Here is a 12,693-nt window from a genome sequence, read left to right as displayed (position 1 = left end):
GCGCCGCCGGGGGGGGGCGCCCCCGGGGGGCCCGCCCCCCGCCGCCCCCCCCCGGCGGCGCCCGGCCCCCGCCCCCCGGGGGCACGGCCGCGCGCCCCGCGGCGGGATCAGCGGAAGTCGGCCGCGTGGTCCTGGGCCCACTGGTCGAAGGTGCGGGCGGGGCGGCCGGTGATCCGCCGGACCTCGTCGGTGATCAGGGCGTCGGTGCCGACCGACGCGCCGAAGTAGTCGATGAGCTGGGCCGCCGCCTCGCGGGGCAGGCCCGAGGACGCCAGCGCCTCGACGGCCGAGTCGCGGGAGATCGTCTCGAACCGGACCTCGCGGCCCGCCGCGCGCCCGATCGCGGCGACCTGTTCGGCCAGGGTCATCGCCTCGGGCCCGGTCACGTAGGGCGCCGTGCCGAGGTGGGCTCCGCTGCGGTCCAGCAGGGCGCGTACGGTGACGGCCGCGAGGTCGGCCTCGTGGACAGGCGCGGCAACCGCATCGGGGTAGGGGCCGCGGACGACACCGTCCGCCTTGATGGCCTCGGCCCACTGGAGCGCGTTCGTGGCGTACATCCCGCCGCGCACGAACGTCCACTCCAGGCCGGATTCGCGGATCACACGCTCGGCGGCGGCGTGCATACGCGGGATGAAGCCCTCCTCGTCGGCGGGCGTGCCGGTCACCGACAGGGAGGAGTTGAGGACGATCCGGCGTACACCCGCCTTCACGGCGGCATCGACGACGGCGCCCACCCCGGCCGCGCCACCCGCGGCCAGATTGAGATAGAGAGACTCGGCGCCCTGGAGCGCCGGTTCGACGGTGGCGGCATCGGACGGGTCGGCCCGTACGACATCCGCGGCGGAGGGCAGACCGGCGCGCTCGGGCGAACGGGTCAGGGCACGCACGGACGCGCCTTCCGCGAGGAGTTGGTCGACGAGATGGCGTCCGATGTTGCCGGTTGCTCCGGTCACTACGATCACGAGGTTGTCCTCCCGGTTGGCGCGGAGTGCGGTGCGGATGGTCACGGGCCCGGGCCTGCCGTCGGGTGTACTCCTGATGAGCACGGGTCGGCAGGGGCGCGCTGTGTACGCGTACAACGGACGGGCGGCCGGGTTGTTCCGGCCCACCGGGCCCGTGGACGATTTCCGGCCACCCCGGGTGGCTCGCCGCTCGCGCACCGCGGGCGCCGACACGGCGCACCGTCGCATCACGGCTTTCGACGCGTGCGGCCCGTACGCTCGGCATCCCCCGTCCGGGTCCGCCGCGCCGAGCCGTCCCGAGGTGATGTCCGTTGGTCCCGTCGTTCCTCGCCACGATGATCAGCCGTCTCCTGCGGAACCCGACCTGGCGCAGGCTCCACACCCGGGCCGCCTTCTGGGTGACGTCGGCCATGACCGTGGTGCTCCTCGGTGGCGCGGCGCTCGTGGTCGTCGCCGAGTCCGGCGCCGCGCGTGCCAACATCAGGACGTATCCGCAGGGTCTGTGGTGGGCGGCGGAGACGGCCACCACGGTCGGGTACGGGGACTACTACCCCGTGACGTTGTGGGGGCGGATCGTTGCCACCGTGGTGATGCTCACCGCCATCACGATGTTCGGCGTGGTCACCGCCGCCCTGGCGACCTGGTTCGTGACCCGCGCCGAGCGGGACGTCGAGCACCTGGAGCAGCTGGTGTCCCGGCACGCCCGGGCCGACGCGGAAGCCCTGCGGGCCGAACTGCACGCGCTGCACGCCCGGTTCGACCACGTCGAGCGTCTGATCGGCGGCAAGGAGACCGGGTCCGCGTCCTCCTGACGGGACCACAGGCGGCCGGGAATATTCGCTACCCGGTCGCGCCTCGGCTTTCCTAGACTCACGACCGATCCGATCGCGCGCCGGCCCACCTCGCGGCGCGCGCCATGACGAGTGAGGGGAGCCGGGCCGTGCGCCATCGCACCGCTGCCGTCGTCCCCCCGTCCCGGTACGAGGTGATTCTGGTGTCTTCGCGGACCCGGCTCCGGCTGCGCGGCCGGTGCCGGCTCTCCGCGACGAGCGCCTGACCCTTCACACCCTCGGTCCGTTCGACGGCTCTGCCTCCGTCCGGCTGCACCGCAGCCGGACCCTCCAGTGCCCCGAACCACCCCTGCGCGTACGCCCGATGCGTCGCGCCGCCCGAGGAACACGTGCCCGGCCACTGAGCCCGGCCGCCTCGTCCGGACCATCGCGCCGCCCTGCTGAGCAACGAACCGAAAGGCCACAGGCCGTGCGTACCGACGTACACCGCCATGTCACCCGTCCCGCCACCGAGCCGACCCACGTCCGCAACCTGGGCATCCTCGCCCACGTCGACGCCGGCAAGACCACCGTCACCGAGCGGATCCTCTACATCACCGGCGCCACGTACAAGCGTGGTGAGGTGCACAACGGGACGACCGTCACGGACTTCGACCCGCAGGAGCGCGACCGCGGGATCACCATCTTCGCCGCCGCGGTGAGCTGTGACTGGGACGGGCACCGGATCAACCTGATCGACACCCCGGGGCATGTCGACTTCGCCGACGAGGTGGAGCGCTCGCTGCGGGTGCTCGACGGCGCGGTCGCGGTGTTCGACGCCGTCGCCGGAGTCGAACCGCAGAGCGAGTCGGTGTGGCGGCAGGCCGGCCGTCACGGCGTGCCGCGCATCGCCTTCGTCAACAAGCTCGACCGTGCGGGCGCCGACCTCGACGCCGCCGTCGCGTCGATCCGCGAGCGTCTGGGCACGGTCCCGCTGGTGGTCCAGCTGCCGATCGGGCGGGAGGACACGTTCACCGGAGTGGTCGATCTGCTGCGTATGCGCGCGCTGGTGTGGGCCGACGGCGCGGACACCTACGAGGACGGACCCGTCCCGGACGGGCTGCGCGAGGAGGCGCTGCGTCGCCGGCGGCTCCTGGAGGAGACGGTGGCGGAACTCCACCCGGTGGCGCTGGAGGAGTTCTGCACCCGGTCGGCGGTCTCCGCGGACACCCTGGCCACGGCGCTGCGCGAGCTGACGCACCGGGGCGAGGGCGTGGTCGTGCTGTGCGGCTCGGCCTACCGCAACCGCGGGATCGAACCGCTCCTGGACGCGGCCGTGGCCTATCTGCCGTCGCCGTCGGACGTACCGGCGGTGCGCGGGAGCGCGCCCGGCGGCGGGGTCGAGGAGCGGGCCGCCGATCCGGCGGCGCCGTTCGCGGCGCTGGTGTTCAAGGTGCACGCGAACGGGCGCGGCCGGCTGACGTTTCTGCGGGTGTACTCGGGGACGATCACGAAGGGAGAGGGGGTGACGGACGTGGGCTGCGGGCGTGCCGAGCGGATCGGCCGGATCCTGCGGGTGCAGGCCGACCGGCACCAGGACGTCGACCGTGCGGTCGCCGGGGACATCGTCGCCGTGGTCGGTGTGAAGGCCGCGCGCACGGGCGCCACCCTGTGCGCGCCCGGTGCGCCACTGCTCCTGGAACCCCCGTCCTCGCCCGACCCCGTCGTGTCGGTGGCGGTGGAGGCGCGCGGGCGTGCCGACACCGGCCGGCTGGCCGCGGCGCTGGCGCGACTGGTCGAGGAGGACCCGTCGCTGACCGTCCGGACGGACCGGGAGACCGGTCAGACCGTGCTGTCCGGCATGGGCGAGCTGCATCTGGAGGTGGCCGCGGAGAAGATCCGTCGCGACCACGGGGTGGAGGTCACCGTCGGCAGACCCCGGGTGGCGTGTCGGGAGACCGTCGCGCGCGGGGTGTCCGGGCTGGTGTACCGGCACGTCAAGCAGGACGGCGGTGCCGGTCAGTTCGCCCATGTCGTCCTTGACGTGGAGCCGTGGGACGGTGCCGACGGCGGTGGGCCCCGGGCCTCTCGGGACACGTCCGACGGCGGCACCGCGGACTTCGCGTTCCGCTCGACGGTCGTCGGCGGACGGGTGCCGCGGGAGTACGTCCAGGCGGTGGAGGCGGGCTGCCGGGACGCCCTGGCGGAGGGCCCTCTGGGCGGCAACCCGGTCACCGGTGTGCGCGTCACGCTGACCGACGGGGCGACCCATCCCAAGGACTCCTCGGAGATGGCGTTCCGCACGGCCGGCCGGCTGGCCCTGCGCGAGGCACTGCGGGCGAGCGCCATGGTGCTGCTGGAGCCACTGGCCGAGATCACGGCCACCGTGCCGGAGGACTGTGTCGGCGGTGTGCTCGGTGATCTGGCGGCACGTCGTGGCCGGGTTTCGGACTCGGCCGTGCGCGGCGGCACGGCGGTGATCACCGCGACCGTGCCGCTGGCCGAGCTGTTCGGCTATGCGTCCGGGCTGCGCGGCCGCACCCAGGGCCGAGGCACCTTCACCACCAGGCCCTCCGGCCATGCTCCGGTGCCCGGCACGGCGACCGACGGCACGCCGCGACGGTAGCCCCGCGCACGGCCCCGCCCCCCACCCGGGCGGGGCCGTGTGCCACCTTTTGTTCCGTTGCGTATGCGGCCCTGCGCCGAGGGTGACGGCCGGGATGCGGCGAGCTGTCGATGCCCGAGGGACGGGCCATGGCCTCCCGGGATCACCGGTGCTAGAAATGTGACATGGCGGACGGTTTCGGCCGGTTTCGACGTGTGTCTCTTCGGTCACTGGCCGGCAAGAGCCCGCGTAGCGTCGCCGGGCAGGTCTTCGTCCTGCAGGTGGCGCTGGTGGTGCTGCTCGTCGCCTGTGCCGTCTTCGCCCTCGTCCTGCAGTCCCAGCGCGACACCAGCACCGAGGCCAAGCACCGCTCCATAGCGGTGGCACAGACCTTCGCGCACTCCCCCGGCATCCTCGAAGCGCTGAAGAAACCCCAGCCGTCGAAGGAGCTCCAGCCGCTGACCGAGGCGGGGCGCAAGTCCGCGGGCGTCGACTTCATCGTGGTCATGGACACCAAGGGCATCCGCTACACGCATCCCATTCCGAGCCGGATCGGGCACCGTTTCGTCGGCCAGATCGCCCCGTCGCTGGCCGGCAAGGTCTACACCGAGAGCGTCCACGGCCCGCTCGGCCGCGAGGTGCAGGCCACCGTCCCCATCAAGAACGACGACGGCAAGGTGGTGGCCCTGGTCTCCGCGGGCCTCAAGGTCAAGAACGTGACCAATCAGGTCGACCGGCAGCTGCCGATCATCCTGGCCACCGGCGCGGGCGCGCTCGTGGTGGCCACCGGCGGTACGGCTCTGGTGGGCAGGCGGCTGCGGCGCCAGACCCACAGACTGGCCCCGGACGAGATGACCCGCATGTACGACCACCACGACGCGGTGCTGCACTCGGTGCGCGAAGGGGTGCTGATCATCGGCGGCGACGGCCGCCTGCTGCTGGCGAACGACGAGGCACGGCGGCTGCTGGAGCTGCCCCCGGACGCCGAGGGACGCCGGATCGCGGAGCTGCCCAGCCTCGACTCCGAGATGGCGGAACTGCTCGAATCGGGACGCGAGGCCACCGACGAGGTGCACTTCGCCGGCGAGCGGCTGCTGGCGGTCAACCAGCGGCCGACGGACAGCGAGGGAGGCCCCAAGGGGACCGTGGTGACGCTGCGCGACTCCACCGAGCTCCAGGCCGTCTCCGGCAGGGCCGAGACCGCCCGCGAGCGGCTGAAGCTGCTCTACGACGCCGGTCTCGGCATCGGCACCACCCTCGACGTGATCCGCACGGCCGACGAGCTCGCGCAGGTCGCCGTCCCCCGGTTCGCCGACTTCGTCACCGTGGACCTGGCCGACGCCGTGCTGCGCGGCGAGGAACCGGCCGCCACCGCGACGGACATGCGCCGCACCGCCGTCTGCGGCATCCGGGACGACCACCCCCTCTACGAACGCGGACGACTGATCGACTTCCTCCCCTCCACACCGCAGGCGCGCGGCTTCGGCAGCGGCCACTCCGAGCTGGTGACCGATCTGTCCTCGGCCACCGGCTGGCACGCCCAGGACCCGGAGCGGACGAAGGAGATCATGGACTACGGCATCCACTCGCTGATCACCGCTCCGCTCCAGGCCCGTGGCGTCGTGCTGGGCATGGCCAATTTCTGGCGGTCGAAGCAGCACGAAGCCTTCGACGAGGAGGAGCTGTCCCTGGCGGAGGAGCTGGTGACCCGCGCCGCGATCAGCATCGACAACGCCCGCAGGTACACCCGTGAGCACGCCCTGGCGGTCACCCTGCAGCGCAGCCTGCTGCCGCGGGCCCTGCCCGAGCAGACCGCACTCGACGTCGGCTACCGCTATCTGCCGGCCCACTCCGGGGTCAGCGGCGACTGGTTCGACGTGGTTCCGCTGCCCGGCAGCCGGGTGGCACTGGTCGTCGGCGACGTGGTCGGGCACGGCCTGCACGCCGCGGCCACGATGGGGCGGCTGCGCACCGCGGTGCACAACTTCTCCACGCTCGACCTGCCGCCCGACGAGCTGCTGAGCCACCTGGACGACCTCGTGGGCCGGATCGACCAGGACGAGTCGAGCACGGACACGGCCGCGGGCATCGTGGGCGCCACCTGTCTGTACGCGATCTACGATCCCGTCATGCGCCGCTGCGCCATGGCGCGGGCGGGCCACCTGGCACCCGCGCTGGTCCACCCCGACGGCAGTGTGACCTTCCCCGACCTGCCGGCCGGGCCACCGCTCGGCCTCGGCGGCATGCCGTTCCAGACGACCGAGCTGGACCTCGCGGAAGGCACTCAGCTCGTCCTGTACACCGACGGGCTGATCGAGGACCGCACCCGCGACCTGGACGTGGGGATGGAGCTGCTGCGCGAAGCCCTGTCGGGCCATCCCGACCGGCCGCCGGAGGAGAGCTGCCAGGCCGTCCTGGACGAGCTGCTGCCCGCACGGCCCAAGGACGACGTGGCGCTGCTCATCGCCCGCACCAAGGCCCTGCCGCCGGAGCGGATCGCGGACTGGGACGTGCCGTTCGAACCGGCCGCCGTCGCGGGGATGCGCAGCGCCGTGGCCGAGAAGCTCGACGAGTGGGGCCTGTCCGAACTCGCCTTCAGCATGGAACTCGTCCTCAGCGAGCTCATCACCAACGCCATCCGCTACGGTTCCGAGCCGCTGCACGTGCGGCTGATCCGCGACCGGACCCTGATCTGCGAGGTGTCCGACGGCAGCAGCACCTCGCCGCATCTGCGGTACGCCGCGACCACCGACGAGGGAGGCCGCGGCCTGTTCCTCGTCTCGCAGATCGCGGAACGCTGGGGCACCCGGTACACACCTCAGGGGAAGGTGATCTGGGCCGAGCAGTCGCTGGCGGACCTCACGGCCCTGCTCGGCGAGGAGGGCGCGCCGGGGCCGGCAGGGGCGGTGGAGGCCCCTGCGGACGAACGGGCAGCCGGATCAGAAGCCCCAGGGTGATCCAGACGTAGAAGTTGCTGCCGACGAAGCCGAGGACGCCCGAGGCGTCGTCGTACCAGAGCCATACGACGCTGCTGCACAGCACGGTGTACACGGCCGCCGTGAGGGTGAGCAGCCGTCGCCGGGCCGGTGTACCGGGGGCGTGCCGGAGCGCCGCCGCGGCCAGGACCGCGAAGGACGGCAGCAGCCACACCAGGTGGTGCACCCAGGTGATCGGGCTGATGAGGCACGCGGCGAGTCCGGTGAGCGCGAAGGCCGCCGGGAGGTCCCCGGCCGCGACCGCACGTCCGGTGCGCCGGGCCCACAGGCAGAGCACGGCCAGCGCGCACAGTGCCCAGAGTGCACGGGACGGTTGGGCCGGGTCCACCAGCCGGGCCAGGGCGCCCTGGAGGGACTGGTTGGACACGTACGCGGCGTCGCCGATGCGGCCGGTGTCCCACAGGGCCTGCGTCCAGTAGAAGCGGGAGGCGGCCGGAGCCAGACCGGCGGCGAGCAGCGTGGCCGCGGCGCAGGTGAGGGTGGCGACGGCCGCGGCGCGCGGACGTCGGGCCAGCAGCAGGAGGGCGATGAACAGCGCGGGCGTGAGCTTCACCGCCGCGGCCAGACCGATGCCGATGCCCGCGAGGTGCCGCAGCGGCCCCGGCTCGGCGAGGAGCCGGGCGTCGGCGAGGACGAGGGCGAGCAGCAGCAGGTTGACCTGGCCGAAGCTGAAGGTGTCGCGGACGGGTTCGAGCAGCGAGAACGCACAGGCCACGAGGGCGTATCCGTACCAGCGGTGTCCCCTGAGGAGGGGGCCCGCGAGCGCGTGCAGGACTGCCGCCGATGCCGCGACGTTGAGGAGCAGTCCCACGGCGATGGCGGTGCGCAGCCCGAGCAGGGCCATCGGGAGCATGCTCACGGCGGCGAAGGGCGGATAGGTGAAGCCGTACGGGGTGCCCGGCATACGGAAGTCGTAGATGCGGCCGTCGTGGTGGATCCAGCGGTCGACGGTGCCGTAGTAGACCCGCAGGTCGAACCAGTCGCGATGGAGCGGCACATACGCGAGGAACAGGGCCGAGGCGACGGCGAGGACCAGGACCAGCGCGAGGCGGCCCGCCGGGGTCTGCGGCAGGCGCGAGACCGGCCGGTACGCGGTCGCGGGGATCCCGGGGGCGGTGGCGGCGGGGATGTCGTGCTTCACGCGGACGCCTCCACCTCGCCGTGCCGGTGGGGTCCGGCGGATGCCGGGTGGGTGCCCTGGTGGACGTACCAGAGGGTGACGAGCGCGAGCACTGCTCCGCATACGGCGAGCAGCACCTGCTGGAGGTCCGGCGGGTTGCCGCTGGGGAGCATCAGCAGCGCGAGGACCGCGCTCATCGCGGCGAACCGGTGGCGCACGGACACCGTGGGTGCGGCGGCGGCGACGAGGAACAGGCCCCACAGCGCGTACCAGGGGCGCACCGCGGGGCCCAGCAGGGCCACCGTGGCGAGGCTCAGGCCCACCGCGTAGACGGGGCGGTACGCGGGGCGGTGCAGCCATATGGCCGCGAGGACGCCCGCCGTGGCGACGAGTCCGAGGGCGTGCCAGAAGGACGGGGCGTAGGGCGCGAGGTCGCTTCCGACGTGGTCCAGGAGGTCGCGGGTGGTGCGGCCGAGGACGCTGGTCGGCGACCAGTTGTGCGGTGACACGGGGGTGTCGAGTGCGCCGAGCCAGCCGTAACCGGTGCCGGCGGCCGCGGTGGTGAGGACCGCCGTGGTGAGGCTGACGGCGGTGGTCACGGCCGCGGCCCGCGCCAGGCCTGCCGGCCCGGGCCGGGCACGTGCGCGCAGCGCTACGACGGCCAGCAGGCCGAGGGCGGCCGGGGCCTTGACGAGGGCGGCGAGCGTGACGAGGGCGGTGCCCACGGTGTGGCGCCCGCCCTGGGCGGCGACCAGGCCGATGCCCATCAGGCCGAGCATGACGGCGTCGTTGTGGGCGCCGCCGACCAGGTGCAGCAGGACGAGCGGGTTGAGGACGCCGAGCCACAGGGCCGCGAGGGGGTCGACGTCGCAGTGCCGGGCGAGCCGGGGCAGCGCGACGGCCATGAGTCCCACGCCGAGCAGGGCCACGAGCCGGATGACGAGGACGCCGGTGTGCGGCCGGCTGCCGGTCAGGGCGGTGGCGGCGGAGGCGAGTGCCAGGAACACCGGACCGTACGGGGTCGCCGTGTGCTGCCACACGGGTGCCACCTCGTCGGCGAGCGGGCCGCCGAGCCGGGCGGGGCCGTACGTGTAGACGTCGATGTGGGCGTGCACCATGGCGCCCTGTGCCAGATAGCTGTAGGCGTCTCGGCTGAACAGCGGCGGGGTGAGCAGCAGGGGCGCCACCCAGACGGCGAGCACCCAGAGCAGCGCGCGGGGTGTCGGCGGTTCCGGGCCGCTGATCACGGTGCCGAGCAGGGCCCAGGCGGCGATCAGCAGGACGATGCCGGTGTACACGAGGACCAGGCCCAGGGCCCCGGGCCCCGAGGTGGGGGCCAGTTGGTCGCCGACGGGCAGCGCGCCGGAACTCGCTCCGCCCGTCGCGAGGGCGGCGGAGCCGAGAAGTCCGACGAGCAGACAGCGGCGTAGGTCTACGGGGATCGGCATGGCCAGCATTCCGGCAGCCTGTCAACGCCGGGTGACCACGAACGGAAGCTCCGGCTGCGCTCCGGCGACCGGGAGGCGAGGGCCGTCCGACGCGGCGGTGACGAGCAGTTCCGAGGGCCTCGTCCTGCGCACGTCGGAGGGCGTGCGCCCGGAGCCGTCGTGCCCGGGGCCGTTGAGGGGCGGAGTTGTGCCGGGAGCGGTGCTGCGCCCGGGTTGCGGTCGCCCGTCGGCCGTTCGTGCCCCCGCACAGGGCGGACGCGATGCGCCGGGTGCCGGGGCATCCGTGCCCGGGCCGCTTGCTCCGAACGGGCCGTCATCGGCTTGCCGCGTGTCGGGGGCCGATGAAGGATCGCACTACCGGGCACACCACCGGCCTCTGTCCCGCCGTCAGGTCCGTCGTGTGTGGCCGTTCACCGTTCCTGTCCGACCGAGCAGGAGTGATCATGGATGAGGGACTCCTGAGCCGGAGACGGCTGCTGCGGGGCGCCGTCTGCGCCGCGGGCGGGGCCGTCGCGGGATGGGCGCTCCGCCAGCCGCCGGGGACCGAGGCCGGGAGGACTGAGCCCGTCGCCCCGAGGGGCGGGCCGGGCGGCACCGGCCCGCCCGCAGTGGACTATGCGTCCGCCGTCTGGACCCCTGCCGTCCGGTCCAACTACACACCGGCCCGGCGTCCCGCGAGCGATCCCGTCGACTATGTCGTCATTCACCTCACCACGGACACCTTCCCCACCATGGTGAAGATCTTCCAGGACCCGGAGCGGGCGGTGTCCGCCCACTATCTGATCCGCGCCGCGGACGGCGGTATAGCCCAGTGCGTCCGTGAGCCGGACATCGCCTGGCACACGGGCAACTGGGAGTACAACACCCGCAGCATCGGCATCGAGCACGAGGGCTGGCTGGAGCAACGCACGTACAGCGAGGCCATGTACAGGGCTTCGGCCGCGCTCACCGCGGCCGTCTGCGCGCGGCACGGGATACCCGTGGACCGCAAGCACATCCTGGGGCACAACGAGATTCCCGACGCGACGCACGAGGACCCGGGCCCGTACTGGGACTGGGACACGTACATGAGGCTCGTCAAGTCCGCCGCCGTGCGGTACGACCGGATGAGGGTGAGGCCGCTCGTTCCCTGAGCGCGCCTCGCCCGGCCGGGCGATGCCGACCCGTCGTCCGACGGTACGTCCTGCGGCGTCCCTGCGGGGGCAGGCACGCCGGAGCGCGCCCGAGGGAAGCCCGGCGGGCGCCGCGGCCGTGCGCCGAACGGCACGCGCCCCGTCCGGCGCCCGTCGCCCGCCGCCGACCGCCCACCACCTGCCGTCTGCCGTCCGGCGGCCGGCGGACGGCGTCGTGCGCCTCCGCGGCGTACTCCGTCTCCGTCGCGGACGGCTTCAGTACCGGATCGCGATCTCCCTGCCCCGGCCGTCGTGTTGCGGTGGATCGGGGAGGGAGCGGGCATGGCCCTGCGCGATGCGGTGGGCGGTCCATGCCGCGGCCGCCGCGTCCAGTACGTCGTCGGGCGGCACCCGCCCAGCCTCGCCGAGCTCGTCCGGGAGGTCGATCCCCGCGGCGCTCAGGAGCGAGCGCCGGATCATCTGCCCCGCCCAGCTCTTCTTCCGGTGCTCCAGAGGTGTGCCGCCCGCCAGTGCCCGGAACGAGACCTCGGGGTGGACCTCGAAGAGGCGGGCGCTGTCCGGTCCCGTCAACAGGCCGTTGGCCTCCCGGAGTTTGACGGCGAGGCCCCAGCTCTGACGGCTGAGTCCGGCACCGGTCAGTTCCCGGCACCGGCGGTTCGCGGCGTCGTACCGCTCCTCCTGCCACACCGCGCGGGGCGGGACCCGGAAGACGCTGCCCCTCAGCCGGCCCAGCAGGGCCGCCGCTTCCGTGTCCGCGCGCCGCCATCCCGCGTCGAGGAGCCCGAGCGGCATGTCAACGGCCACCACGGCGACTTCGCGGACGGCGCCGGGGCCGTCCGGTGCTGCCGGGTGCAGCAGCGCGCGCAGCCCGGTGGCGAACCGCGCTCCCGCGAACCGGCCGTCGTGGAGCTCGACCGCCACCCATCCGGCCGGACACGCATCGACACCGAGGACCGCCGCCATGTCACCCGGCTCCCCCGAGCGGCACCGGCGACGGGCAGCCGTACGCCCCGAAGAGCCGGACGAACCGGGCGGCCGCCACGTACCCATGGCGTACGAGACCGTGTTCCACCCGCTCGTACACCTCGACGTCCTCGTCGCCACCCGGTCCGATCGGCTGGACCAGGCGGCCGCCGGTCCGCAGCTGGCTCACCAGCGGCGGGGGCACCTCGGGGAAGGCCGCACAGACGACGACGGCGTCGTAGGGGGCATGGGCCGGCAGGCCCAGGGTGCCGTCGCCGATGAAGACCTCGGCGTTCCCGACGCCCGCCGCGGCGAGGTTGCGCCGTGCCTCCCCCGCCAGTTCGGGCCATCGTTCGATGCTGACGACGTGTGCGGCGAGCCGGGCGAGGACCGCGGTCTGGAAGCCGTGGCCGGTGCCGACCTCCAGGACACGTTCGCTCCCGACGAGACCGAGCGCGGTGACCATCATGGCCATGAGCGAGGGCTGGGTCGTCACCTGACCGTGGCCGATGGGAAGCGGCACGTCCCGGTACGCCGTCGCACGGCAGGAGGCCGGGACGAACCGCCCGCGCGGCGTCCCGCGCATGGCCCGCAGCAGTCGCTCGTCCCGCACTCCGGCGGCGCGGGCCGCCCTGACCAGGTCCTCGGGGCCGGGGTGGGGCATGGTGTCCACCTCCGCCTCCACCCTACGACCGG

Annotated in this window: 9 protein-coding genes; 4 read left to right on the top strand and 5 right to left on the bottom strand. The window is 73.7% G+C overall.

Annotated features, from left to right (window positions below; translation table 11 throughout):
* Window positions 1-107: 107 nt before the first annotated feature.
* A complete protein-coding gene (locus tag ACWCP6_RS30700; RefSeq protein ID WP_450935852.1) occupies window positions 108-1,007 on the bottom strand; it encodes an NAD(P)H-binding protein in 900 nt (299 codons plus the stop codon).
* 266 nt (window positions 1,008-1,273) lie between these two features.
* Here ACWCP6_RS30700 and ACWCP6_RS30695 point away from each other — a divergent pair, with 266 nt between their 5' ends.
* The 3 genes from ACWCP6_RS30695 (at window position 1,274) to ACWCP6_RS30685 (ending at window position 7,294) form a co-directional block, all read left to right on the top strand.
* Window positions 1,274-1,774, top strand: a complete 501-nt coding sequence (locus ACWCP6_RS30695) for a potassium channel family protein (protein ID WP_450935851.1) — start codon at window positions 1,274-1,276, stop codon at window positions 1,772-1,774.
* Between the two features lie 448 nt (window positions 1,775-2,222).
* Window positions 2,223-4,358: an elongation factor G gene (gene fusA / locus ACWCP6_RS30690; RefSeq protein ID WP_450935850.1), complete on the top strand. Its 2,136-nt coding sequence runs from the start codon at window positions 2,223-2,225 to the stop codon at window positions 4,356-4,358.
* Between the two features lie 164 nt (window positions 4,359-4,522).
* On the top strand, window positions 4,523-7,294 hold the full coding sequence (locus ACWCP6_RS30685; protein WP_450935849.1) for a SpoIIE family protein phosphatase: 2,772 nt from the start codon (window positions 4,523-4,525) through the stop codon (window positions 7,292-7,294).
* On the opposite strand, the gene ACWCP6_RS30680 is transcribed toward ACWCP6_RS30685, so the two are convergent.
* Window positions 7,197-8,438, bottom strand: coding sequence for a glycosyltransferase 87 family protein (locus ACWCP6_RS30680; protein ID WP_450935857.1), 1,242 nt, complete (start codon window positions 8,436-8,438; stop codon window positions 7,197-7,199). The genes ACWCP6_RS30685 and ACWCP6_RS30680 overlap by 98 nt on opposite strands.
* A gap of 32 nt (window positions 8,439-8,470) precedes the next feature.
* On the bottom strand, window positions 8,471-9,901 hold the full coding sequence (mptB, locus tag ACWCP6_RS30675) for a polyprenol phosphomannose-dependent alpha 1,6 mannosyltransferase MptB (protein WP_450935848.1): 1,431 nt from the start codon (window positions 9,899-9,901) through the stop codon (window positions 8,471-8,473).
* Between the two features lie 443 nt (window positions 9,902-10,344).
* Between mptB and ACWCP6_RS30670 the strand changes: the two genes are divergently transcribed.
* On the top strand, window positions 10,345-11,034 hold the full coding sequence (locus ACWCP6_RS30670) for an N-acetylmuramoyl-L-alanine amidase (RefSeq protein ID WP_450935847.1): 690 nt from the start codon (window positions 10,345-10,347) through the stop codon (window positions 11,032-11,034).
* A gap of 255 nt (window positions 11,035-11,289) precedes the next feature.
* Here the strand turns inward: ACWCP6_RS30670 and ACWCP6_RS30665 are convergent, their stop codons facing one another.
* Together ACWCP6_RS30665 and ACWCP6_RS30660 are read right to left on the bottom strand one after the other, a co-directional pair.
* On the bottom strand, window positions 11,290-11,997 hold the full coding sequence (locus ACWCP6_RS30665; RefSeq protein WP_450935846.1) for a DUF429 domain-containing protein: 708 nt from the start codon (window positions 11,995-11,997) through the stop codon (window positions 11,290-11,292).
* Between the two features lies 1 nt (window position 11,998).
* The gene (locus tag ACWCP6_RS30660) at window positions 11,999-12,661 is read right to left on the bottom strand and encodes a protein-L-isoaspartate(D-aspartate) O-methyltransferase (RefSeq protein ID WP_450935856.1); all 663 of its coding nucleotides are present in this window, start codon (window positions 12,659-12,661) and stop codon (window positions 11,999-12,001) included.
* Between the last annotated feature and the right edge of the window lie 32 nt (window positions 12,662-12,693).

Source organism: Streptomyces sp. NPDC002004, from assembly GCF_053593975.1.
Note: the sequence above shows the minus strand (reverse complement) of the source record. Positions and strands in the feature narration are given on the sequence as shown.

Coding starts and splice junctions, on each gene's coding strand:
- ACWCP6_RS30685 (WP_450935849.1), top strand. CDS start 4,523: ATGGCGGACGGTTTCGGCCGGTTTCGACGTGTGTCTCTTCGGTCACTG.
- mptB (WP_450935848.1), bottom strand. CDS start 9,901: ATGCCGATCCCCGTAGACCTACGCCGCTGTCTGCTCGTCGGACTTCTC.
- ACWCP6_RS30670 (WP_450935847.1), top strand. CDS start 10,345: ATGGATGAGGGACTCCTGAGCCGGAGACGGCTGCTGCGGGGCGCCGTC.
- ACWCP6_RS30665 (WP_450935846.1), bottom strand. CDS start 11,997: ATGGCGGCGGTCCTCGGTGTCGATGCGTGTCCGGCCGGATGGGTGGCG.
- ACWCP6_RS30660 (WP_450935856.1), bottom strand. CDS start 12,661: ATGCCCCACCCCGGCCCCGAGGACCTGGTCAGGGCGGCCCGCGCCGCC.